Here is a 22,390-nt window from a genome sequence, read left to right as displayed (position 1 = left end):
CAGGGGCGCGCGCATGGCCGGTGCCTTGGGCTGTGGCCTGGCCTTCGGGTCCGCCGCATTCGCCTGCGATGCCGTGATCGCCCCTGTCATCACCCTTGATCACGGCAGCCGCTATCAGGTCGAGGACAGCAGCCGGTCCGCCATCGACGCGGCAAGTAACCGCGCCGTGACCGAGGCCCTGAAACCCGTGGATGATTTCATCCGCGCCCTGTCGCGGGACGTGACGGCGGCCATCCGCAGCAACGACCTTGGCCGGGCCGAATGCGGGATCGCGGCAATTGCCACCTGGGCCGAGGCCGACGCCCTATCCCGCCTCGACAGTTTCAACGCAAGGCTGGCCGTGGGCGGGCGTCTGGCGGGCATCGTCACCGCCTATGGACACCTGCGCCCCCTTGTCTCCGCCACCCCGCAAACGGACGCGATCGATGCATGGCTCAGCCGTCGCACCGCCGCGCAGATCGATTTCTGGGAAAAGGACGCAACCACGGGGGCACGCCGCGGGAACCTGCGGGCCTGGGCCAGCCTTGCCATTCTGTTGACCGGCCAGATCACGGATGACGACGCCGCGCGATTCTGGGCCTATGCTTCGGCGGCACGTATCCTGTGCAGCACCCGTCCCGACGGCAGCCTGCCGCAGGAAACGCGGCGTGGGAAATTCGGCCTGCACTACCAGTTCCATGCGATCGCCCCGCTGGTCACAATCGCCGCCTCCGCGCAGCGGGAAGGCATGCCCCTGTCGGGAATGTGCCACGACGCCCTGTCCCGCGCCGTGACCTTTGCCTTGACCGACTACCGCAACCGCGGTGCCGCGACCGAAGATTATGCCGGGGCCGTGCAGTCCTATTTCGACGGAACACAGACGTTGGAGGCGCATGTTCTGGCGTGGATTCCCGCCTATCTGACATTGCATCGCGATCCGCTGGTTCTGGACGTGGCCAACGACTATCCCGAACTTCTCAATTCGAAACTGGGCGGCGATCAATGGCTTCTGTGGCCCGATCCCCGATGAGCCGTAGCCTGGATTTCCCCGATATAGACCCTGAAACATGGGCGTTCATCGACCGGACAGAGGCATTCTATCCTGCCAATGGGCAGCAGATGTCCATCGCCGATCAGCGGCGGGTCTATGACAGGATGTGCCGGGCATTCCATGCCCCCACCCCCACCACCATCGAAACGACCGACACGATGGTTTCCGGTGTTCCAGTCCGGATCTACACCCGGGGCGCATCGACGGCGACCGTGGTCTACCTGCATGGCGGTGGGTTCGTGGTGGGCGGCCTGCACAGTCACGACGACGTCTGTGCCGAGCTTTGCGATCGCAGTGGATACAGGGTCATCGCCGTCGACTATCGTCTTGCCCCCGAACATCGCCACCCCGCCGCGTTCGACGATTGCCTTGCCGTGGTCCGGTCGGTCGCGCGGTCGATGACCACGCCCCTTGTCCTTGTCGGGGACAGCGCGGGCGGCTGTCTGGCGGCATGCGTATCGGCACGGGTTCCGGAAGTGATCGCGGGGCAGATCCTGATCTATGCGGGCCTGGGTGGGGACAGGACCAAAGGCTCCTACGTCGAATGGGCACGGGCCCCGATGCTGACCACCGAGGACCTGTACGACTACGACGCCCTGCGCTTCGATGGGGAGGTTCCGGCGGGGGATCCGACCGCGATCCCCCTTGCCGCCCCGGTCCATGGCCACCTGCCCCCGACCGTGTTGATCACGGCGTCCTGTGACCCCGTCCGTGATGACAGCAGGGTCTATCGCGACCGCATACGGGCCGCGGGCGGCAAGGCCCATTGGGTCGATGAGACCGGCCTCGTCCATGGCTATCTGCGGGCCCGCCATTCGGTCGGGCGCGCCGCGGCCAGTTTCGACAGGATCGTCGAAGCCCTCCGTGCCCTCGGGTCCGGACGGTGGCCGTACCGGACAGACAGGCCCTAGTTGCCCGCCCCTTCCATCTTGCGATGGGCCATGACCTCCTCCAGCCAGCCGAGCTTCATCTCGGGGACCGAAGACAACAGAAGATCGGTGTAATCGTCGAACGGCGGTGACAGGACTTCGGCCTTGGTGCCATAGCGTGCAAGCTTGCCCAGATGCATGACGGCAATGCTGTCCGCGATGGCTTTGACGGTGGCGAGGTCGTGGGTGATGAACAGGTAGGCCACCCCCTCGCGCGCCTGCAGGTCCAGCAGCAGCTTGAGAATGCCATCGGCAACCAGCGGATCAAGCGCCGATGTCACCTCATCGCAGATGATGATCTTGGGCTCCGCCGCCAAGGCACGGGCGATGCAGACGCGCTGTTTCTGCCCGCCCGACAGTTCGGCGGGGTAACGGCGCGCCATGTCGCGGGGCAGCTCGATCAGGTCCAGCAATTCGTCGATCCGCGCGCGCAGCGCCTTGCCCGACAGCCCGAGGTAGAATTGCAGCGGCCGCCCGATGATCGTGCCGATCGTCTGGCGCGGGTTCATCGCCGTATCCGCCATCTGGTAGATCATCTGGATCTGCCGCAGATCGTCGGCGGGACGATCGCGCAAGGCGGGCGTCAACGGGCGCCCATCGAAAGCGATCTGCCCCGATCGAGGGGGCAGAAGCCCCGTTATCACCCGTGCGAGGGTCGATTTCCCCGATCCGCTTTCCCCCACCACGGCCAGCGTCTGACCCGCGTGCAGGTCCACCGACACGTCATCGAGGATGCGGGGGCCATTGCCATAGGCGGCGACGATGTTCTCGACCCGAAGGATCGGGTCCGGCCCCGGCTGCTTGCCTTCATGCACGATGGACCGCACCGAGACGAGCGCCTTGGTATATTCCTCCTGCGGGGCTTCGATGATCTGTTGCGTGGTGCCGTGTTCGACCATTTCGCCGCCGCGCAGGACCATGATCTCATCCGCGACCTGCGCCACGACGGCAAGGTCGTGCGTGATATAGAGCGCGGCCACCCCGGTCAGGCGGATGGCGTTCTTGATCGCGGCCAGAACATCGATCTGGGTGGTGACATCGAGGGCCGTCGTCGGTTCGTCGAAAACGATCAGGTCGGGCTTGGGGCACAGCGCCATGGCCGTCATCACCCGCTGCAATTGCCCGCCCGACACCTGATGCGGATAGCGGTCGCCGATGGTGTCGGGATTTGGCAGGGACAGGGCGGCGAACAACTCGCGGGCCCGCGCCTTGGCTTCCGCCCGGGTCATCAGACCGTGCTCGAGCGTTGCCTCGATCACCTGATCGATCAGGCGGTGGGCCGGATTGAACCCGGCGGCCGCCGATTGCGAGACATAGCAGACCTCGCGCCCGCGCAGGGTGTTCAGGCCGCCGCGCGACAGCTCCAGGATGTCGCGCCCGTTGACCCAGACCTCGCCACCCGTGATCTCCACCCCGCCGCGACCGTATCCGAGCGAGGCGAGACCGATGGTGGATTTGCCCGCACCGGATTCCCCGATCAGGCCCAGAACCTTGCCCTTGCCCAGAACGGTCGAGACGCCCTGGACGATCTCGATATCCCGGGGCGGCTCGCCCGGTTCGCGGACGGTGACGCCGATCTGCAGGTTGCGGATATCGAGAAAGCTGTCGTCGTTCAGATCATTGGCCACCACGGCCCCCTTTCAGGTCGGTCGTCCGGTTGAGGATCCAGTCGGCCACGAGGTTCACCGAAATCGCCAGCAAGGCGATCGCCCCCGCCGGAATCAGTGCCGCACCGATGCCGAACACGATGCCGTCCTTGTTTTCCTTGACCATCCCGCCCCAGTCGGCGGCAGGTGGCTGAATCCCGAGGCCGAGGAACGACAGCGACGACAGGAACAGCACGGCAAAGATGAACCGCAGGCCCAGTTCCGCGACCAGCGTCGACAAAGCATTGGGCAGGATTTCCCGCGTCACGATCCAGATGCGGCCTTCCCCGCGCAGCTTGGCCGCCTCGACGAAATCCATGACGTTGACGTCGACGGCCACGGCACGGGACAAACGGTAGACGCGCGTGCTGTCGAGGATGCCCATGACGAGGATCAGAACCGGGATCGACACCGGCATCACCGACAGGACCACCAGCGCGAAGATCAGCGTCGGGATCGACATCAGCAGGTCGACGAACCGCGACAGCAGCTGATCGATCCAGCCGCCGACCACGGCCGCCGTCATGCCGAGGGCAGACCCGAGCGTGAAGGACAGGATGGTTGCGGCAGCGGCAATGCCAAGGGTGGTGCGGGCGCCATAGATCATGCGGCTGAGCAGATCCCGACCAAGGTTGTCGGTGCCAAGCCAATGCTCCGCGGATCGCGGCTCCCACACGGCGCCGACGATCTCGGTCATGGGATAGGGGGCGATCAGCGGTGCAAAGACAGCCGCAAACACGAACAGTCCCGTGGAAATCAGGCCGATCCACGCGCTGATGGGAATACCGAGCGGCCTCATTTCGGGTGCCTCAGACGTGGATTGGTCAGGATGGACACAACATCGGCCACAAGGTTCAGGCCAATGTAGAAGGCCGCGAAGATCAGGCCACAGGCCTGCACCACGGGCACGTCGCGTTTCGACACGTGATCCACAAGATATTGGCCCATGCCGGGATAGACGAAGATCACCTCGACCACGACGACGCCGACGATCAGGTAGGCCATGTTCAGCATGACGACGTTGACGATCGGCGCGATCGCGTTCGGAAAGGCGTGTCGATAGATGATCTTGAACCGGCTCAGGCCCTTCAGCTCGGCGGATTCGATATAGGCTGACTGCATCACGTTCAGGATCGCGGCGCGCGTCATGCGCATCATATGCGCCAGCACCACGAGGGTCAGGGTCAGCGCGGGCAGGATCACGACCTCCAGCCGGTCCCAGAAGCCCATGCCGTCATAGACGGTCGCGACCGAAGGGAACCAGCCCAGCTTGACCCCGAAGAAGAAGATCAGAAGGTAGCCGATGAAGAACTCCGGCAGGGAAATCGAGGCCAGCGTCGTGGCCGAGATCAGCTTGTCAGGCCACTTGTCCTTGAACCGCACGGCCAGCAGACCCAGCAGGATCGCCAGCGGGATCGAAAAGGCCGCCGCCACGGAGGCGAGGAACAGCGTATTCGCCAGGCGCCCCCCGATGGCATCGCCGATATCGGCCCCGGAGGTCAGCGCAGTGCCCAGATCACCGGTCAGCATGCCACCCGCCCATGCGAAATAGCGCGTGATCGCAGGTTCGTTCAGGCCAAGTTCGGCGCGCAGGTTGGCAAGGCTTTCGGGTGTCGCCGACTGACCGAGAATGGATTGTGCCACGTCACCGGGCAGGATCTGCGTGCCGACGAAGATCAGGACGGAGACCGCGACGAGGAGGAGACCGCCCAGCGCAAGGCGCTGGGCGATCAGTTTCAGTGCAATATGCATGGGGTCAGCCGACCACCCACATTTTCATGGGCGCATAGAAGTTCATCAGGTCGAAGCCCTTGGACGGCCCCCAACCTGCGACCTTGTCGGATGTCGCATCGATGAAGTTGTTGAACATCGGACAGATCAGGCCGCCTTCGTCGCGCACCATGACGGACATGTCGCGATACATCCCCTTGCGCGTCTCCTCGTTCAACTCGCCCCGCGCGGCCACCAGCAACTGGTCGAACTGCGGGTTGAAGAACCGCGTGTCGTTCCAGTCCGCCGCCGAGGAATAGGCGGTCGAGAACATCGCGTCCTGAACCGACCGGCCGCCCCAGTAGGAGGTGCAGAACGGCTGCGTGTTCCAGACTTCGGACCAGTAGCCGTCGTTCGGTTCGCGCTTGATGTCCAGCTCGATCCCGGCGGCGGCGGCGGATTGCTGGAACAGTTGCGATGCGTCGGGCGCGCCGGGGAAGGAATTGTCCGAGGTGCGCAGAAGGATCGGACCTTCGTGACCGGAGGCCTTGAAGTGGAACGCCGCCTTGTCGGGATCGTAGGTCCGCTGTTCGATATCGTCCGAGAACAGCGGATAGGCGGCGTTGATCGGGGTGTCGTTGCCGACCGTGCCGTTGCCGAACAGGATCTTGTCGACCATCTCCTCGCGGTTCATCGCGTATTTCAACGCCAGTCGCAGGTCGTTGTTGTCGAACGGCGCGGTGTTGCAATGCATGATGAACACGTAGTGTCCGGCGCTTGGCGTCGAATGCACAGTGACGCCGGGCATCCGGCTGACCAGCGATGCGACCTTGGGCGCGACACGGTTCACCATGTGGACCTGCCCGGATTGCAAGGCCGCGGACCGCGCCGTGTCGTCGTTGATCACCAGCAGTTCGATGGTCGCGGCATGGCCGAGGTCTTCGCGCCAGTAGTTGGGGTTCTTTTCGAACACCGACCGCACGCCTGCCTCGTGTGCGACAAGGGTGTAGGGACCGGTGCCGATGGCCGCATCCGGTGCTTCCTTGCCGCCGCCCGGCTGAATCATCAGGTGATAATCGGTCAACAGATAGGGCAGGTCGGCATTCGGCCCGTCCAGCGCGATCACGACGCTGTCGCCTTCGACGGTGATCGAGGTGATCCCGGTCAAAAGTCCAAGTGCACCGGATTGCGATTCCTCGCCGGCGTGACGTTCCAGCGTGGCCGCGACGTCGGCGGGCTCCAGCGTCTTGCCGTTCGAGAAGGTGACACCGGGCCGGATCTTGAACGTCCAGGTCGCCGCATCGGCGGATGCGCTGAACTCTTCGGCCAGCACGTTTTCCAGCCCGCCATCCGCCGTCAGTTCGACCAGCGGTTCGCCCCACATGCGCAGGATCTGCGTCGCGGTGGAGTTCGTCGCCGTCGCCGGATCGAGGCTGTCGGTCGAGGACCCGCCCTGGATGCCGACGCGAATCGTGCCGCCCTTGACGGCCCCCTGTGCGCGAACCTGCGACGTCAGCAGCGTTCCTGCGCCCATCGCGGTCACACCCAGCGCAGCGGCCCGCCCCATGAAGGCGCGACGGTCCAACCGGCCAGCCGCAACAAGGCGCGACAGGTACTTGAGTTCATCGGACATCTATAACTCCCCAGACGTTTGTTTTTCTTGGATGGTCATATCATGGCACGCTTTTGCACCGTATGAAAAGCACGCTGGCAGATAGGCTCGTCGTCGACGAAAGCCTCCAGCGTGGCGTCGATATGCCAGTGCGTCTCATCCGACCGCATGACATGCACCACCTTCGACGAGGCCGTGACGCCGTCCCGCGTCAGGCTGCGGGTCCATTCGATCCGGGCCTGCGCGCAGGCCGCATTGCCCGTGTCGATCGACCAAAGCTCACGAACACTGTTGGCGGTGATCAACCCGTGGGACAGATCCTCGGTCGCGCCACGATCCGCAATGATCTCCAAGTGGCGCAAGCCATCGGCGTCGTACCGGCGCTTTTCTTCCCGGCCCTCGGTCAGGGATCTGTGGCTGGGCGATGTGGGGGGAACATCCTCGGGGATCGTGATCGCGTAGGCCTCCGGATCGGCAAGGATCGGCAGGGCAACGGACCCGGCGGTCAGCAACAGCGTCACATCCCCCCGCTCCGGCCATGCGAAGGGCCAATAGGAGGTTGAGATCGAGATGCGCAGGCGATGCCCGCGGGGAACGACATAGGCGATATGATCAAGCGACAGCGAGACATCCATCGCGTGACCCGGACGTGGTGGCCGTGCCTGCCCCATGTCATCCGCAAGGGCTAGGTTCAGCAGGCCATTGGTGACGAGATGCGACGACCCGTCCGGGGCCACATCGCAAAGCCGCACCACGAGCTGACCGAAATCCCGGTCGGGCGTCAGACAGATGTCGATCCGTGGCGCGCCGACGATGGCCAAGGGTGCCGCCAAGGGACCACTGTCGAATGTCGACGCCCGGGCGTCGTCCGCCCGTTGGTCGTCCGGCAATTCACCGGGCCCGAAGCCGAAGGGGAAGAATTCGCCGCATCCTTCGCCGTGCAGCGGATCGGTGGTGACCCTCGCGGACAGAGGGGCCGGATCGCGGGACAGCCCCCCATCGGTCAGATGGAACGCCTGTGCCCGAATGTCCCGGCAGGGCCATTCCGGAAACGACAGCCAACGACCGGGCCTGTGATCGTACGACGTGGCGGGTGCGATGCCGTCCATCAGGTAGAGCCGCGCGGCCGGCAGATCCGGCCCCGGTTCCTGCGCCAGATGACGGTCCCACCAGGCAATCGCCTCCTCGACGAAGTCGAGGCGCGGACCGGGCGTGGCAAGATGCGGATACTTGTGGTTCCAGGGGCCAACCAGGGCGCGGGTCTGGTCGGGCCGGTTCGCCAACAGCCTGAACGGCGTGTTGCGATACCCATCGTGCCACCCGCCAAGCGACAGGACGGGAATGCCAAGCGCCGCATAATCCTCGCAGACGGACCCATGGCGCCAATAGGCATCGCGGGTCTGATGCGATGTCCATGTCTCTGCAAGGAACGGGGCCGCCTCCAACCTGTCCTGCCAGATCCGTCGCCAGTCGGGCCGCAACGCCGGGTCCGGCGGCATGGTCAGCCACGACATCGCCACCGCGGCCCAGCCGATATTCTCCGAAAGCTGGCACCCGCCCTTGTAGTGGATGTCATCGGCAAAACGATCGACGCTGGAGCATGAGGATATGATCGCACGCAACGCGGGCGGCTGTCGGACGGCGACCTGCAACCCGTTGAACCCACCCCATGAGATGCCCATCATCCCGACCGCACCGCTGCACCATGGCTGATCCGCGATCCAGGCGATGATCGCCTCGATATCCGACAGCTCGGTCTCGGAATATTCATCGTCGAACAGGCCGTCCGATTCACCTGCCCCGCGCAGGTCGACACGAATGCAGGCATAGCCGCGTTCCGCGAACAAGGCATGGGTGGTCGCGTCCCGCGCCGCCGTCCCATCGCGTTTGCGGTAGGGCAGCGCCTCCAGAATAGCCGGGGCCGTGCCCGTCGGTCGCCAGATACGGGCCGACAGGACGGTCCCATCCGGCAGGGGTACGGGGTGATCCTCGAAGGTGAGGACGGTATCTGGCATGGCGGCTCTCCGGGTTGGGGCTGTGCCACTAAGCCGGGGACGTATGATCGGGGCAAGGCCGCAGGAATGCCTTGCCAGTCGAAAAGCGCGCGCGGCCTCAGGCCAGCTTTTTCCAGATCGCGCCGTCGCCCAGACCGTCGACATGGGCGGCATGGGCGGCGCGTTCCGCCTCCGTCAAACGGCTTGGCAGGGGTTTGGGACGGGGACGCGCCTTCCAATTGGCGCCATCGTCCACCGCGACACGCTTTTCCTGCCCGGCAAGGGTCAGGGTCGGCTGACGCCCGCCGATCAGCTCCAGATAGACTTCGGCCAGAATCTCGCTGTCGAGAAGGGCGCCGTGCTTTTCACGGTTGGAGTTGTCGACCCCAAAGCGGCGACACAGCGCATCCAGCGACGCCGGAGAGCCGGGAAACTTGCTGCGCGCGATGGCCAGCGTATCGAGCGATTGCGCCATCGGCAGGGGGGCCAGCCCCATCCACTTCAATTCCGCATTGAGGAATTTCATGTCGAAGGCAGCGTTGTGGATCACCAGCCTGTCGGTCCCGATGAAATCGACGAAGGCCTGCCCGATCTGCGCGAAGACGGGAAAATCCTTCAGGAAGTCATCGCCAAGGCCGTGAACCTGAAACGCCCCGTCCGGCATGCTGCGTTCGGGGTTGATGTACTGGTGATAGGTCCGGCCCGTCGGGACATAGTTGATCAGTTCGACAGCGCCGATTTCGACGATGCGGTCGCCTGCCTCGGGCTCGAATCCCGTCGTCTCGGTATCCAGAACGATTTCGCGCATCATCGGCCCCCTGTCAGATCCGTCACTATCGCCTCGACCGCCGCTTCGGCTACGGCCATCGTATCGGTGGGGATGACATAATCGGCGCGGGCCCTCTTGTCAGCATCCGGCATCTGGCGGGCAAGGATCATCGCCAGCTCGTCTTCCGACATCGTGCCACGCTCAAGGATGCGGGCCCGTTGCGTTGCCGCATCGACAGATACGACGGCAACCCGGTCGCATTGTGCATCGAGACCCGTTTCGAACAGCAAGGGCACGTCCCAGACGACGATGGGGTCGTGACGGGCGGCCATCCAGTCGCTGCGCGCCTGCGCAACAAGGGGGTGAACGATGGCATTCAGGCGGGCAAGCGCGGCATCGGGATCGGCCCTGATTGCCGTGCGCAACACCGCGCGATCTATGGCATCGCCCTGCCGCGTTCCGGGAAAGGCATCCCCGACCGGGCCGATCGCGGCACCACCCGGCGCATAGAGGTCGTGAACCGTGGCATCCGCATCCCAGACCGGCAGCCCCCTGTCCCGGAACATTCGGGCCGTGGTCGATTTGCCCATGCCCATCGATCCCGTCAGCCCCAGAATGATCATCCCAGCACGGCCTTGCGCAGGGCGTCATCGACGTCGGGCACCCGGCCGAACCATGTGCTGAATCCCGGCACCGCCTGATGCAGAAGCATCCCCAACCCATCGACGACAGGGTTTCCACGCGCCCGTGCCCGCTCAAGCAACGGTGTTTCGAGCGGCGTGTAGACGATGTCCGTGACCACGGCGTCGACGGAAAGGCCCCCAAGATCGAGGTCAAGCGCCGGCTGGCCGGACATGCCAAGGCTCGTGGTGTTCACCAGAAGACCATGGTTGGCCATGCTGTCCTGCGCCGATGCCCAATCGACGACCGTGACTGCCTTGCCGAATTCGGCGGCCAGCGCCTCGGCCCGGGCGCGCGTGCGGTTCGTCAGGGTGATTGCCCCGGTGCCCTCGGCCATGAGGGCCGCGATCACGCCACGGGCGGCCCCCCCTGCCCCGAGGATCATCGCCGGGGCCGTCCTGTCGCGGTCGGGCACGACCTGATCGATATTGGCCACGAACCCGTAGCCATCCGTATTGTCCGCAAGGATGCGCCCCTCCCGGAAGGTCAGGGTGTTCGCGGCCCCGACGGCACGCGCACGGTCGGTGACTTCGTCGGCGGCGGCGAAGACGGCCTCCTTGTGGGGAAGGGTCACGTTGATGCCCGCAAACCCGAGGCGCGGCAGCAGGTCGAGCGTTCGCGAAAGGTCGTCCGGTGTGACGTGCAAGGGCACGTAGTGGCCATCTATCCCGTATCGGCGCAGCCAGTGCCCGTGCAGCCGCGGTGACCGGCTGTGAGAGATGGGATCCCCGATAACGCCCGCCAGGATGGTCATGCTGTCACCTCTCCACGGGTCACGAGATAATCGATCAATGGCAACAGGGGCAAACCGAGCACCGAGAAGAAGTCCCCCTGCACCTGGTGAAACAGGCGCGCGCCCTCGCCTTCAAGGGTATAGGACCCCGCGCTGTGTCGGATGCTGTCCCAGTTCCGGGCGACGTAATCGCCAAGATACGCGGGGCTGGCCGCGCGCATGATCATCGTGACATCACCGATATGGCGCCAGACGGGCTTGCCGTCCTCGCAAATGACCGCGGCGGAGTGCAGCTTGTGCCGGCCACCCGACAAACGGGTCAGCTGCGCCACCGCGTCCTTTGGGGTTTCCGGTTTGCCAATCACGTCACCGTCGAAGGACAGCGTCTGATCGCAACCAAGTACAAGGCCCGGGCGCGCGATGCGAAGAGCCTTCAACTCGGCCAGCGCATCGGCGACGTTCCGGGGGCCATGCCCTTCGGCCATGAGGCTGTCACGAACGCTTTCCTCGTCGACACGGGGTGGCACGGCCTCGAACGGGATCGCGGCGTTTCGAAGCAGGGTCTGCCGTGTTCGGGATGACGAGGCGAGGATCAGCATGTGGATAGGTCTGTGCATCAGGGGGCGGATTACCCTGTCGATAGGTCTGTGATCAGATCCGACCGGGTGTCGCAGTGGAAGAACTGACCTGTTCCTAGCCCGTCGCCGCGAAGTTATCCATGGGGATCACGGATCGTCAGGGGGATGTGCACAAAGCGATCCTTCGACACGTAACAAAACTGTCATCCACAAGACAGGCAACATTTCAAATTACTGATATGATTTATTTTTTTACAGAAATCCACAAGCGAACAGAATTGCAGGAAACCATCTGTTCACCGTTCTGGGGACGAAATTCCATCCCCGGTTTTCACCGTACTATCTACAACTTCAATCTTCTCTTATTTCTTTATAGGAAGAGAGGGGATCACGAGGACATCACGCCATGGACATCTATATCTGGGCCAAGGCCCTGCATGTGATCTCGATGGTCGCCTGGATGGCGGGGATCTTCTATCTGCCACGGCTGTTCGTCTATCACGTGGAACGACAGGCCTCCGTCCCCGAGATGATTCCGACGCTGGAGATCATGGAACGCCGTCTGTTGAAGGCGATCATGACCCCGGCAATGATCGCGACATGGATCTTCGGCCTGATCATGGTTGGGATGGGCGGTTTCGACTGGAGCGCCGCCTGGTCGTGGATCAAGCTAGCTGCGGTGATCGCAATGTCCGCGTTTCACATGTGGTGCGCGAAAGAGCGCAAGGCCCTTGCCGCCGGCCAGTCAACCGTCAGTGGCCGGGGATACCGGATGATGAACGAGGTTCCGACCATCTTGCTGATCATCATCGTCATTGCCGTGATCGTACGACCGTTCTGATTGACTTTGCCGTTCCACGGCCCTAGCTGATCCAGAACGGGGGCCGTTCTGGCCCGTAATCCGTTTTCCCTATGACGATAGTCCACGCGCCGAACCCCGATAAGGTTCGCGGCGCTTCGTGACGGAGGCTCGCCCATGCGCGACAATATTTCTGGCACCGAATCCGATGCCCCCGAAAGCACCGAACGGCTCAACCTGCGTGACCTGAAGGCGACCTCGCCCAAGGCGCTGGTCGACATGGCCGAGACACTGGAAATCGAGAACGCCTCGACCATGCGCAAGGGAGAGCTGATGTTCTCCATCCTGCGGGAACGGGCCGATGAAGGCTGGGAGATCAGCGGCGAAGGCGTGCTCGAGGTCCTGCAGGACGGCTTCGGCTTTCTGCGCGCACCCGAAGCGAACTATCTGCCCGGTCCCGATGATATCTATGTCTCGCCCGATGTGATCCGCGCGCATTCGATGCGGACCGGTGACACGGTTGACGGCATCATCCAGGCGCCCGACGACAACGAACGTTACTTTGTGATGACGAAGGTCACGTCGATCAACTTCGAAGATCCCGAAAAGACGCGCCACAAGGTGTCTTTCGACAACCTGACGCCGCTCTATCCGGACGAACGTCTGAAGCTGGAGATCGAGGATCCGACAATCAAGGATCGTTCGGCCCGGATCATCGACCTGGTCGCGCCCATCGGCAAGGGTCAGCGTTCGTTGATCGTGGCACCCCCGCGGACGGGTAAGACGGTGATTTTGCAGAATATTGCCAAATCGATCGAGACGAACCACCCCGAATGCTACCTCATGGTCCTGCTCATCGACGAGCGGCCGGAGGAAGTCACGGACATGCAGCGGTCCGTCAAGGGAGAGGTCATCTCCTCGACCTTCGACGAACCTGCAACCCGCCACGTTGCCGTATCCGAGATGGTGATCGAAAAGGCCAAGCGCCTCGTCGAGCACAAGCGCGACGTCGTGATCCTGCTCGACTCGATCACCCGCTTGGGCCGTGCGTTCAACACGGTCGTGCCGTCGTCGGGCAAGGTCCTGACCGGTGGTGTCGATGCGAACGCTTTGCAACGGCCCAAGCGGTTCTTCGGTGCTGCGCGAAACATCGAGGAAGGTGGATCGCTGACGATCATCGCGACCGCGCTGATCGATACCGGATCGCGCATGGACGAAGTCATCTTCGAAGAGTTCAAGGGTACCGGCAACAGCGAGATCGTTCTGGACCGCAAGGTCGCTGACAAGCGTGTGTTCCCGGCTATGGACATCCTCAAGTCCGGCACCCGGAAAGAAGACCTGCTGGTGGATCCGCACAACTTGCAAAAGACCTTCGTTCTGCGCCGCATCCTGAACCCGATGGGCACGACGGATGCGATCGAGTTCCTGATCTCGAAGCTGAAGCAGACCAAGTCGAACGCGGATTTCTTCGATTCCATGAACTCCTGACCGGGGCTTTCCTATGACGGATACGATCTTTGCCCTGGCGTCCGCGCCAGGGAAGGCTGGCGTTTCCGTCGTGCGGATCTCGGGTCCCGAGGCGGGACAGGTCTTGTCCGAGCTCGGCATCACCGGATTGGAACCAAGGCACGCCAGCCTTCGATCCATCCGCGACTCCGACGGGACGGTTCTTGATCGGGCGCTCGTGCTTTTCTTCGAGGCTGGCCGCAGCTTTACCGGTGAGGTATCGGCCGAGTTGCAGTTGCACGGCAGTATCGCCGTGGTGCGTGCGGTGCTGCGGCGGCTTGGTGAGATGCCTTTCGCCCGCATGGCGGAGCCGGGGGAATTTACACGCAAGGCCCTGCTGAACGACCGATTGGACCTGACGGAAGTTCAGGGCCTCGCCGATATCATCGATGCCGAGACGGAGGTTCAGCGGCGCGAGGCGATGCGTGTCCTGTCCGGCGAAATGGCGGAACGTATCGGCCGCTGGCGCGCCGACATCATTCGCGCGATGGCCCTGATCGAAGCAACGATTGACTTCGCGGACGAGGATGTTCCCGAGCAGGTGATGCCGGAGGTCATGGACCTGCTTCGTCGGCTCGTCGCATCGCTTCGGGATGAACTGGCCGGCGTGAAAACCGCACAAAGCCTGAGAAGCGGATTCGATGTGGCCTTGGTCGGCGCGCCGAACTCCGGCAAGTCATCCCTGCTGAACCGACTGGCGCGATCCGACATTGCCATCGTTTCCCCCATTGCTGGGACGACACGCGATGTTGTTGAAAAATCCTTGGATATCGCCGGGTTGAAGGTAAACTTCCTGGATACCGCTGGTCTGCGCGAGACTGATGACGTCGTCGAGGCCATTGGGGTCGAACGTGCCGTGAAACGCGCGAATGAGGCAGACCTTCGACTGTTTCTCTACGAAGGCAAGGGTCAACCGCAATTTCCCGTGGCATCACAGACGGATGATCTGCATCTGCGTACGAAAGCTGATATCGATGCGGAGGCTGATATTTCGGCTGTCACCGGTGCGGGGATCGACAAACTGGTGAAAAAGATCGGCGAAATTCTGACCGCACGCGTATCGGACGCGGGTTTTGTATCGCGGCAACGGGACGAAGTCGCCTTGCGTGATACCGTTGAACGGTTGTCCCGTCTGGTATCCAGCACCCCTCCCCCGCCTGATGAGGTGTTTGTCGAGGAACTGCGGCTTTCCGCACGCAACCTTCAGGGGATGATCGGCGGGGTTGATATCGAAGCCGTCTTGGACGAGATATTCAGTTCGTTCTGCCTCGGAAAATAAGCAGGGTTTCACGTGAAACAATTGGATTATGATGTCATCGTCGTCGGTGGCGGTCATGCCGGCTGTGAAGCCGCTCAGGCCGCGGCACGGGTCGGTGCACGCGTCGCACTGGTTACCATGCGTCTCGATGACCTTGGTGTGATGTCCTGTAACCCGGCAATCGGTGGCTTGGGTAAAGGTCATCTGGTCCGGGAGATCGACGCGCTGGATGGTGTCATGGGACGGGTTGCCGACGCGGCAGGTATCCAGTTCCGTCTGCTGAACCGGCGCAAGGGGCCCGCTGTGCAGGGGCCACGGGCGCAGGCCGATCGCGATGCCTACAAGCAGGCAATGCAGGCGGAGTTCAGCGCGGATCGCGGGATCAGCCTTATAGCGGCCGAGGTTGCCGATCTGATCGTGACGGACGGAAACAGGGTTGCCGGTGTCATGTTCGCTGATGGGAGCAGTGTTTCCAGTTCTACGGTCATCCTGACAACTGGCACATTCCTCGGCGGCCTGATCCATATCGGTGACCGTTCATTTCCCGGTGGCCGCCATGGTGCAGCGGCGTCGCATGGGCTGTCCAGACGGTTGCGGGAGAGCGGCTTGCGCATGGGGCGTTTGAAGACGGGCACCCCGCCCCGCATCGTGTCCGCGTCGATTGATTGGTCAGGCTTGGACATGCAGCCGGGCGACGAGGATCCGACGTTCTTTTCCTTCGCGACAAGAGCGACCGCCATCCGCCAGATTTCCTGTGGTATCACGCATACGAACGAAGCGACGCATGACATTATCCGGGGGAACCTGGATCGGTCCGCAATGTATGGTGGACATATCGACAGCATCGGACCGCGCTACTGTCCGTCGATCGAAGACAAGGTCGTACGTTTTGCCGAGAAGGCATCGCACCAGATCTTTCTTGAGCCTGAGGGTCTAAACAGCCCGTTAGTCTATCCCAACGGCATCTCTACATCGCTGCCGGAGGATGTGCAGACGGACTACGTCCGTTCCATTCAAGGGTTGGAAAACGCCGAAATCGCCCAGTTCGGCTATGCGATCGAGTACGACTATATTGACCCGAGAGAGCTTTCCCGGTCACTTGAGTTGCCCGATCTTCCCGGACTTTATCTGGCGGGCCAGATCAACGGCACAACTGGCTATGAAGAGGCCGCCGCTCAGGGCTTGGTTGCCGGACTGAATGCGGCTCGGCGGAGCTTGGATAAGGATGCCGTCACGTTCTCTCGGTCGTCCTCTTATATCGGTGTCATGATCGACGACCTTGTGACCCGCGGCGTGACTGAGCCCTATCGCATGTTTACGTCCCGGGCCGAGTTTCGACTTTCGTTGCGGGCGGACAACGCGGATGCGCGCCTTACGAACTTTGGTGCGCAGATCGGATGCCTTGGTGAAGACCGCTTGCGTATGGCCGAAGAGAAGCTGCGGAAAATTGACGATTGCTCGGCGGCCGCAAAGGAAACTGCCATAACAAACGATGCATTGCACCGGGCCGGTATCGCATCCGCATCTGACGGGCGGAAACGCTCCGCTTATGATCTTCTGTCGCTATCGGAGGTGGATGTATCGGCAGTTGAACAGGCGTGGCCGGCGTTCGAGACTTGGGATCAGGCGATCCGGGATCAGGTTAAGCGTAATGCGACGTATCACCACTACGAAGAACGGCAAGCCCGTGATGTTGCCGCAATGGAGCGGGAAGAGAACTTGGCCATTCCGCGAGATATCGATCTGTCGGCAATTTCCGGTTTGTCCGGGGAAATTCGAAGCAAGCTGGCAAAGGCCCGTCCGGAAACCATTGGTCAAGCCGGCCGGTTGGAGGGGATGACCCCAGCAGCTTTGGTTACCCTTCTGAGTGCGGTGAAACGTCATGCGCGGCTGTCCGCCTGATGTCCGCAGCGCAGAACCTTGACGATGTTTCACGTGAAACATTGGACCGGCTTGAAGACTTGGTTCGCCGTTGGAACAGCAAAATCAACCTCATCGCGCCCTCTACCTTGACGGATATCCGCAATCGGCATTCCTTGGACGCCGCGGCCGTATCGAATGCTGTAGCTCACGATGTATCTTCGTGGGTGGATCTGGGCTCCGGGGGCGGGTTTCCGGGGTTGGTCGTGTCGATCCTGCGTCCTTCCTGCAAGGTTACGCTTGTCGAAAGCGACGGACGCAAGGCAGCATTCCTTCGCACGGCAAAGCGGGAACTCGGGCTGAATGCTCAGGTGATCGCAGATCGCATAGAAGCCGTTCCGCCACTGAACGCAGAAATCGTATCGGCCCGTGCACTCGCGCCTTTGCCGTTGCTGCTGGAATATGCGTTAAGACACGGGACAGATGGGACCAGATACCTTTTCCCGAAAGGGAAGAACTGGGAAGCGGAGCACGATTTGGCCAGCGTAGACTGGGCTTACGATCTTAACGTACACGATGGTGCCCCGGCATCGGATGGTAAGATTCTTGAACTTACAAACTTACGGCGTCGCAATGGGTAGCAAGAAGATCATCAGCATCGCCAATCAAAAAGGTGGTGTGGGAAAAACGACCACGGCGATCAATCTTGGCGCGGCTTTAGCCGTACGAGGTCAGCGCGTGCTGATCATTGATCTGGACCCGCAGGGCAACGCGTCGACCGGATTGGGCATCTCCAGGGATGAGCGGCGCAAGACAGTCTACGATCTTCTGCTCGGGCAGGATTCGGCCTCGTCTCTGGCGCGACCGACCGATGTGGAGAATCTGTCGATCATTCCGGCGAACATGGATCTTAGCTCCGCGGACTCCGAACTGATGGCAACGGCCCGGCGTGTGGTTCACCTGCGCAACGCCTTGCATCATCGGGAGTCCGATTTCGATTTCATCCTGATCGACTGTCCGCCGTCTCTGAACCTTCTGACCATCAACGCTTTCGTGGCCTCCGACACGGTGATCGTGCCCCTTCAGGCGGAATTCTTTGCGCTCGAAGGTCTGTCACAGCTTCTGCTGACGGTACGAGAGGTGCGGGAAACGGCAAATGCCGATTTGCGGATCGAAGGGATCGTTCTCACGATGTTTGATCGGCGGAACAACCTTTGCCAGCAGGTCGAGGAAGATGCGCGTTCCAATTTGGGCGACCTCGTCTTCGAAACCATGATCCCGCGCAACGTCCGGCTAAGCGAAGCGCCAAGCTATGCCATGCCTGTCCTGAACTATGATCCGACGTCGCGGGGGGCCTTGGCCTACAAGGCTCTGGCAAGCGAAGTCATGTCCCGTAACTCTGCCAGCCAGGTGCCCGAAAATGTCTGACTCCACCACGCGGAAACCCATGCGACGCGGTCTTTCAGCCCTGATGGCCGATATTGGCGTCGACGCGACCGACGCGGGCAGCAAGCGTAGCAGCAGCCCTGATCGCGAGATTCCGATCGAACTGATCCATCCCAATCCGGATCAGCCGCGCCGTTCTTTCGATGAAGAGAAGCTGTCCGACCTTGCGGCCTCGATCGCTGCGAAAGGTGTTCTGCAGCCTCTGATCGTTCGCAGTGCACCGGGACAGACGGATCGCTACGAGATCGTCGCCGGGGAACGTCGTTGGCGCGCGGCGCAGCGAAGCGGGTTGCACAAGATCCCGGTCATCGTGCGGGAGTTTGACGACCTCGAAGTCCTCGAAGTTGCCATTGTCGAGAACATTCAGCGCGATGATCTGAATGCCATCGAAGAGGCGCAGGGCTTTCGCCAGCTGATTGACCGGTTTGGTCATACGCAGGATCAGCTTTCGACCGTTCTGGGAAAATCGCGCAGTCACGTCGCGAACCTCATGCGCCTTCTGAAGCTGCCCGACGGCGTTCAGGATCTGCTGCGGAACGGTCAGTTGTCCGCAGGCCATGCGCGGGCCCTGATCAATGCCGAAGACCCCGAGGCTTTGGCCGCGCTGGTCGTCAAGAATGGCTTGTCCGTTCGGGAGACGGAGCGCCTGGCAAAGTCGTCCAAGGCCGAAACCCCGGCGCGTCCCGCCAAGTCAAAGGCCGCGAAGGATGCGGATACCGTGGCCCTCGAAGGCGATCTGACAGCCGCTCTGGGATTGGCGGTCCAGATCAAGCACGAAAACGGCGCAGAAAGTGGTCAGATTTCCGTTAAATATCAGTCTCTTGAACAGTTGGATCAGCTCTGCGCGCTGCTATCCAACGGGTTGGAGCGGTAGTAGGCCGCCAATCACCTGATTCAGGACAGGCGTGCCGCGGTCAGTGGCGCGCAAGGTCGTCTGATCCGCGACCAGAACGCCCTGATCCACAAGCGACTGAATGGCCGCATCGTCCGGACAGAACCCGAGCGTGTGTAGGCGGTCCAGATCCAGCCCGTCACGCAACCGCAATGACATGAGCAGCAGTTCCTCGGCGGTATCGATGTTCTGCAAGGTTTGCCGTTCTTCCGCGCCATGTCCCCTGGTTTGCGCAAGGCTTCGCCAGACTTCGGGCATCATGGCGTTTCGTGTGGCCGTGCGGTGTCCGTTCAACGCGACACGTCCATGCGCACCGGGCCCGATGCCCAGCCAGTCCCCACCCCGCCAATAGATCAGGTTGTGCCTGCTTTCCGCGCCGGGTCGTGCGTGGTTGGAAATTTCATACCTTGGGATACCGGCCTGCGCCGTCATGGCTTGGGTCAGGTCGTACATGTCGGCAGACAGGTCTTCGGAGGGTAACCCCCCAAGCCGACCGATGGCCGCGCGATCGCCGAAGGCCGTGCCCTCCTCGATCGTCAGCTGATAGAGGGACAGGTGATCCGGTTCCATCGCCAGGGCGGTGCGCAGCTCCGCCTCCCAGGCGGCTAGGGATTGATCCTGCCGGGCATATATCAGGTCGAACGAGACGCGATCACAGGTATCGCGGGCAATTTCATAGGCGCGTCGACCCTCATCGACGCTGTGCAACCGCCCAAGGCGGGTCAGATCACCATCGTTCAACGCCTGCAGGCCGACGGAAAAGCGATTGACCCCGGCACCCGCAAACGCGCGGAACCGTCCCGCCTCGACCGAAGTCGGATTTGCCTCCAGCGTCACCTCCAGATCGTTGGCCATCGTCCAGCGGCCCGCGATCCTGTCCAGAATTGCGGCCGTGGTGTCAGGATCCATGAGGGAGGGGGTTCCGCCCCCGAAAAACACGGAGGAGACGACGCGCCCTTCGGTCTGATCGGCCCAATGGTCGATCTCGGACAGGTAGGCCTTGCGATAGGCCACCTGATCGATTCCGCGCGATACGTGGGAATTGAAATCGCAATACGGGCATTTCGCGGCGCAGAAGGGCCAATGCACATAGATGCCGAACCCGCCGACTTGCCAATTTTCCATCAGGTGCCCCGATAGGCCGTGACTTCGATTTCGTAGAGCATCGCGTCCTCCATCAACCCGGCGATCACCATCGTCGCCGCCGGGCGGACATCACCCAATTCCTGGCCCAGGACGGGGATCAGAGCGGGCACGAGGCTGCGATCCGATACGTAGTGCGTGACGCGAACGATGCTATCGAAGGGGAAGCCTGCTTCGGTCAGGACCTTGCGCACCGTGGCAAGGCAGGCCCGTGCCTGCGCCTCGATCCCGTCCGGCAGTTTCATCGTTTCATAATCATAGCCGGTCACCCCGGCCATGAAACACCAGTCCCCTTGAACCACCGCGCGGGAATAGCCCACCTGTGCCTCGAACGGGGATCCGGTGCTGATCAGTCGGCGGCTCATCCCGCAGTCTTGGCCAAGGCCGCCATCATCTGTTGCAAGGCGTCCGAACGGTGACTGATCGCGTTCTTTTCCGCGAAAGTCATCTCGCCGAACGTCTTGTCGTGACCCAATGGCTGAAACATCGGGTCATAGCCGTGACCGACCTGACCGCGGATGGGCCAGACGAGCGTGCCTTCGACGGCGCCTTCGAAAACCGCCTCCGTGCCATCAGGCCACATCAGGACGAGCGTGGCGCGAAACCGCGCCGTCCACGGCTCGGCGGTACCACTCGCGTCCAGTTCCGTCTTGGTGCGGGTCATGGCCATGATGAAATCCCGGCCATTCGGCGTCTCAGCCCAGTCGGCGGTGTGCACGCCCGGACGCCCGTCCAAGGCGTCGACCTCGATCCCGCTGTCATCGGCGAGGGCAGGCAGACCCGTGGCCGCAACCGCGGCGCGGGCCTTGATCCGGGCATTACCGACGAAGGTCGTTTCCGTCTCCTCCGGCTCCGGCAGGTCGAAATCGGCGTTCGACCTGCAGGTGATGCCCAAGGGGGCGAACAGGGCGCGATACTCCTCCAGCTTGCCGGCGTTGTGCGTGGCAATCAAAAGCGTGTCGCCAATCGCCTTCATGCGACCGCGGCCTTCTGTGCGGCGACCAGTTCGGACACACCCTTGTCGGCCAGCGCCATCAGTTCCGCGAACTGGTCCCGACTGAAGGTGGCGCCCTCCGCGCTGGCCTGCAACTCGATCATCTGACCCGATCCGGTCATCACGAAGTTGCCATCCGTTCCGGCCTCGGAATCCTCGGGGTAGTCGAGGTCGAGGACCGGCTGGCCCGCATAGATCCCGCAGGATACCGCGGCGACATGGTCGAGCAGCGGATCGCTGGTGATATCCCCGGCCTTGAGCAGCTTGTTGACCGCCAGCCGCAGCGCGACCCAACCACCGGTGATGGAGGCACAGCGCGTGCCGCCGTCTGCCTGAATGACGTCGCAATCCACGGTGATCTGACGCTCGCCCAGGGCCTGACGGTCGATGCCGGCGCGCAGGGACCGCCCGATCAGGCGCTGGATTTCCTGCGTGCGACCCGATTGCTTGCCTGCCGCCGCCTCGCGCCGCATGCGCGACGTGGTTGCACGGGGCAACATGCCGTATTCCGCGGTGACCCAGCCCTGTCCGGTGTTGCGCAGGAAGGGCGGCACGCGCGGCTCCAGCGATGCCGTGCACAGGACATGCGTATTGCCGCAACGGATCATGCAGGATCCCTCGGCATGCATGGTCACGTCCACGTCGATTTCGATGTCGCGCATCTGGTCCAGGGCTCTGCCGGAAGGTCTCATGTCTGTCGTCCTTGTGTGATGTTGCCCCGGGTTCTGACCCCTGCCCCACCCATAAGCAAGGGTCGCGGTGGACAACGCGCGATTGACCGCACGGCCTTTGGTGCATACATCCCTAGCG

The 22,390-nt window shown here is 62.6% G+C and carries 22 protein-coding genes; 9 read left to right on the top strand and 13 right to left on the bottom strand.

The features are described 5' to 3' along the window. Positions 1 to 13 precede the first annotated feature (13 nt). Together V6N07_RS09830 and V6N07_RS09825 are read left to right on the top strand one after the other, a co-directional pair. Complete coding sequence (locus V6N07_RS09830; protein ID WP_371156012.1) at positions 14 to 1,009, top strand: alginate lyase family protein; 996 nt, start codon at positions 14 to 16, stop codon at positions 1,007 to 1,009. Next, positions 1,006 to 1,941, top strand: a complete 936-nt coding sequence (locus tag V6N07_RS09825; protein WP_371156010.1) for an alpha/beta hydrolase — start codon at positions 1,006 to 1,008, stop codon at positions 1,939 to 1,941. Before V6N07_RS09830 ends, V6N07_RS09825 begins: the two co-directional genes overlap by 4 nt. Here the strand turns inward: V6N07_RS09825 and V6N07_RS09820 are convergent. The 9 genes from V6N07_RS09820 to V6N07_RS09780 form a co-directional block, all read right to left on the bottom strand. Beyond that, positions 1,938 to 3,587 (bottom strand): ABC transporter ATP-binding protein, encoded by a 1,650-nt coding sequence (locus tag V6N07_RS09820; protein ID WP_371156008.1) that lies wholly within the window; start codon positions 3,585 to 3,587, stop codon positions 1,938 to 1,940. The two genes, V6N07_RS09825 and V6N07_RS09820, sit on opposite strands and share 4 nt — an antisense overlap. Then, positions 3,577 to 4,404 carry an ABC transporter permease gene (locus tag V6N07_RS09815; RefSeq protein WP_371156006.1) on the bottom strand — a complete coding sequence of 276 codons (828 nt, stop codon included), beginning with the start codon at positions 4,402 to 4,404 and terminating at the stop codon, positions 3,577 to 3,579. Before V6N07_RS09815 ends, V6N07_RS09820 begins: the two co-directional genes overlap by 11 nt. Beyond that, positions 4,401 to 5,357 carry an ABC transporter permease gene (locus V6N07_RS09810; protein ID WP_371156005.1) on the bottom strand — a complete coding sequence of 319 codons (957 nt, stop codon included), beginning with the start codon at positions 5,355 to 5,357 and terminating at the stop codon, positions 4,401 to 4,403. Before V6N07_RS09810 ends, V6N07_RS09815 begins: the two co-directional genes overlap by 4 nt. A gap of 4 nt (positions 5,358 to 5,361) precedes the next feature. After that, complete coding sequence (locus V6N07_RS09805) at positions 5,362 to 6,948, bottom strand: ABC transporter substrate-binding protein (RefSeq protein WP_371156004.1); 1,587 nt, start codon at positions 6,946 to 6,948, stop codon at positions 5,362 to 5,364. 35 nt (positions 6,949 to 6,983) lie between these two features. Beyond that, on the bottom strand, positions 6,984 to 8,942 hold the full coding sequence (locus V6N07_RS09800; protein ID WP_371156003.1) for a CocE/NonD family hydrolase: 1,959 nt from the start codon (positions 8,940 to 8,942) through the stop codon (positions 6,984 to 6,986). Between the two features lie 97 nt (positions 8,943 to 9,039). Then, positions 9,040 to 9,729 carry a DNA polymerase III subunit epsilon gene (gene dnaQ / locus V6N07_RS09795; RefSeq protein ID WP_371156001.1) on the bottom strand — a complete coding sequence of 230 codons (690 nt, stop codon included), beginning with the start codon at positions 9,727 to 9,729 and terminating at the stop codon, positions 9,040 to 9,042. Continuing rightward, complete coding sequence (coaE, locus tag V6N07_RS09790; protein WP_371156000.1) at positions 9,729 to 10,313, bottom strand: dephospho-CoA kinase; 585 nt, start codon at positions 10,311 to 10,313, stop codon at positions 9,729 to 9,731. Before coaE ends, dnaQ begins: the two co-directional genes overlap by 1 nt. Next, the gene (locus tag V6N07_RS09785; RefSeq protein ID WP_371155999.1) at positions 10,310 to 11,125 is read right to left on the bottom strand and encodes a shikimate dehydrogenase; all 816 of its coding nucleotides are present in this window, start codon (positions 11,123 to 11,125) and stop codon (positions 10,310 to 10,312) included. The genes coaE and V6N07_RS09785 overlap by 4 nt, the downstream gene beginning before the upstream one ends. Then, entirely contained in the window at positions 11,122 to 11,721 is a 600-nt protein-coding gene (locus V6N07_RS09780) for a nucleoside triphosphate pyrophosphatase (RefSeq protein WP_371155997.1), read from the bottom strand. The genes V6N07_RS09785 and V6N07_RS09780 overlap by 4 nt, the downstream gene beginning before the upstream one ends. A gap of 367 nt (positions 11,722 to 12,088) precedes the next feature. Here V6N07_RS09780 and hemJ point away from each other — a divergent pair, with 367 nt between their 5' ends. The 7 genes from hemJ (at position 12,089) to V6N07_RS09745 (ending at position 19,425) form a co-directional block, all read left to right on the top strand. Further along, a complete protein-coding gene (hemJ, locus tag V6N07_RS09775; protein ID WP_371155995.1) occupies positions 12,089 to 12,523 on the top strand; it encodes a protoporphyrinogen oxidase HemJ in 435 nt (144 codons plus the stop codon). Between the two features lie 135 nt (positions 12,524 to 12,658). After that, positions 12,659 to 13,969: a transcription termination factor Rho gene (gene rho / locus V6N07_RS09770; RefSeq protein WP_371155993.1), complete on the top strand. Its 1,311-nt coding sequence runs from the start codon at positions 12,659 to 12,661 to the stop codon at positions 13,967 to 13,969. Between the two features lie 13 nt (positions 13,970 to 13,982). Further along, a complete protein-coding gene (gene mnmE / locus V6N07_RS09765) occupies positions 13,983 to 15,266 on the top strand; it encodes a tRNA uridine-5-carboxymethylaminomethyl(34) synthesis GTPase MnmE (protein ID WP_371155992.1) in 1,284 nt (427 codons plus the stop codon). Between the two features lie 12 nt (positions 15,267 to 15,278). Beyond that, a complete protein-coding gene (gene mnmG, locus V6N07_RS09760) occupies positions 15,279 to 17,147 on the top strand; it encodes a tRNA uridine-5-carboxymethylaminomethyl(34) synthesis enzyme MnmG (protein ID WP_371155990.1) in 1,869 nt (622 codons plus the stop codon). Further along, a complete protein-coding gene (rsmG, locus tag V6N07_RS09755; RefSeq protein WP_371155989.1) occupies positions 17,147 to 17,746 on the top strand; it encodes a 16S rRNA (guanine(527)-N(7))-methyltransferase RsmG in 600 nt (199 codons plus the stop codon). The genes mnmG and rsmG overlap by 1 nt, the downstream gene beginning before the upstream one ends. Then, entirely contained in the window at positions 17,739 to 18,533 is a 795-nt protein-coding gene (locus tag V6N07_RS09750; RefSeq protein WP_371155987.1) for a ParA family protein, read from the top strand. Before rsmG ends, V6N07_RS09750 begins: the two co-directional genes overlap by 8 nt. A gap of 43 nt (positions 18,534 to 18,576) precedes the next feature. Then, complete coding sequence (locus tag V6N07_RS09745; protein ID WP_371155986.1) at positions 18,577 to 19,425, top strand: ParB/RepB/Spo0J family partition protein; 849 nt, start codon at positions 18,577 to 18,579, stop codon at positions 19,423 to 19,425. Here V6N07_RS09745 and hemW read toward each other — a convergent pair. Genes hemW through rph form a run of 4 tightly spaced genes read right to left on the bottom strand, consistent with a single transcriptional unit; the run spans position 19,402 to position 22,272 of the window. Further along, positions 19,402 to 20,568 carry a radical SAM family heme chaperone HemW gene (gene hemW / locus V6N07_RS09740; protein ID WP_371155985.1) on the bottom strand — a complete coding sequence of 389 codons (1,167 nt, stop codon included), beginning with the start codon at positions 20,566 to 20,568 and terminating at the stop codon, positions 19,402 to 19,404. The two genes, V6N07_RS09745 and hemW, sit on opposite strands and share 24 nt — an antisense overlap. Further along, entirely contained in the window at positions 20,568 to 20,951 is a 384-nt protein-coding gene (locus V6N07_RS09735; protein WP_371155984.1) for a RidA family protein, read from the bottom strand. Before V6N07_RS09735 ends, hemW begins: the two co-directional genes overlap by 1 nt. Further along, positions 20,948 to 21,562 (bottom strand): RdgB/HAM1 family non-canonical purine NTP pyrophosphatase, encoded by a 615-nt coding sequence (gene rdgB / locus V6N07_RS09730; RefSeq protein ID WP_371155982.1) that lies wholly within the window; start codon positions 21,560 to 21,562, stop codon positions 20,948 to 20,950. The genes V6N07_RS09735 and rdgB overlap by 4 nt, the downstream gene beginning before the upstream one ends. Further along, positions 21,559 to 22,272: a ribonuclease PH gene (gene rph, locus V6N07_RS09725; protein WP_371155981.1), complete on the bottom strand. Its 714-nt coding sequence runs from the start codon at positions 22,270 to 22,272 to the stop codon at positions 21,559 to 21,561. Before rph ends, rdgB begins: the two co-directional genes overlap by 4 nt. Between the last annotated feature and the right edge of the window lie 118 nt (positions 22,273 to 22,390).

This window comes from Jannaschia sp. 2305UL9-9, assembly GCF_041403465.1.
Classification (GTDB): Bacteria; Pseudomonadota; Alphaproteobacteria; order Rhodobacterales; family Rhodobacteraceae; genus Jannaschia.
Note: the sequence above shows the minus strand (reverse complement) of the source record. Positions and strands in the feature narration are given on the sequence as shown.

Excerpts from the sequence above, each read along its gene's own strand:
- V6N07_RS09830 (WP_371156012.1), top strand. The coding sequence starts at position 14 with ATGGCCGGTGCCTTGGGCTGTGGCCTGGCCTTCGGGTCCGCCGCATTC.
- V6N07_RS09810 (WP_371156005.1), bottom strand. The coding sequence starts at position 5,357 with ATGCATATTGCACTGAAACTGATCGCCCAGCGCCTTGCGCTGGGCGGT.
- V6N07_RS09785 (WP_371155999.1), bottom strand. The coding sequence starts at position 11,125 with ATGACCATCCTGGCGGGCGTTATCGGGGATCCCATCTCTCACAGCCGG.
- V6N07_RS09800 (WP_371156003.1), bottom strand. The coding sequence starts at position 8,942 with ATGCCAGATACCGTCCTCACCTTCGAGGATCACCCCGTACCCCTGCCG.
- coaE (WP_371156000.1), bottom strand. The coding sequence starts at position 10,313 with ATGATCATTCTGGGGCTGACGGGATCGATGGGCATGGGCAAATCGACC.
- rho (WP_371155993.1), top strand. The coding sequence starts at position 12,659 with ATGCGCGACAATATTTCTGGCACCGAATCCGATGCCCCCGAAAGCACC.
- V6N07_RS09815 (WP_371156006.1), bottom strand. The coding sequence starts at position 4,404 with ATGAGGCCGCTCGGTATTCCCATCAGCGCGTGGATCGGCCTGATTTCC.
- V6N07_RS09750 (WP_371155987.1), top strand. The coding sequence starts at position 17,739 with ATGGGTAGCAAGAAGATCATCAGCATCGCCAATCAAAAAGGTGGTGTG.
- rdgB (WP_371155982.1), bottom strand. The coding sequence starts at position 21,562 with ATGAAGGCGATTGGCGACACGCTTTTGATTGCCACGCACAACGCCGGC.
- V6N07_RS09805 (WP_371156004.1), bottom strand. The coding sequence starts at position 6,948 with ATGTCCGATGAACTCAAGTACCTGTCGCGCCTTGTTGCGGCTGGCCGG.
- rph (WP_371155981.1), bottom strand. The coding sequence starts at position 22,272 with ATGAGACCTTCCGGCAGAGCCCTGGACCAGATGCGCGACATCGAAATC.
- mnmE (WP_371155992.1), top strand. The coding sequence starts at position 13,983 with ATGACGGATACGATCTTTGCCCTGGCGTCCGCGCCAGGGAAGGCTGGC.
- V6N07_RS09735 (WP_371155984.1), bottom strand. The coding sequence starts at position 20,951 with ATGAGCCGCCGACTGATCAGCACCGGATCCCCGTTCGAGGCACAGGTG.
- rsmG (WP_371155989.1), top strand. The coding sequence starts at position 17,147 with ATGTCCGCAGCGCAGAACCTTGACGATGTTTCACGTGAAACATTGGAC.
- hemW (WP_371155985.1), bottom strand. The coding sequence starts at position 20,568 with ATGGAAAATTGGCAAGTCGGCGGGTTCGGCATCTATGTGCATTGGCCC.
- V6N07_RS09825 (WP_371156010.1), top strand. The coding sequence starts at position 1,006 with ATGAGCCGTAGCCTGGATTTCCCCGATATAGACCCTGAAACATGGGCG.
- dnaQ (WP_371156001.1), bottom strand. The coding sequence starts at position 9,729 with ATGCGCGAAATCGTTCTGGATACCGAGACGACGGGATTCGAGCCCGAG.
- V6N07_RS09780 (WP_371155997.1), bottom strand. The coding sequence starts at position 11,721 with ATGCACAGACCTATCCACATGCTGATCCTCGCCTCGTCATCCCGAACA.
- hemJ (WP_371155995.1), top strand. The coding sequence starts at position 12,089 with ATGGACATCTATATCTGGGCCAAGGCCCTGCATGTGATCTCGATGGTC.
- V6N07_RS09745 (WP_371155986.1), top strand. The coding sequence starts at position 18,577 with ATGGCCGATATTGGCGTCGACGCGACCGACGCGGGCAGCAAGCGTAGC.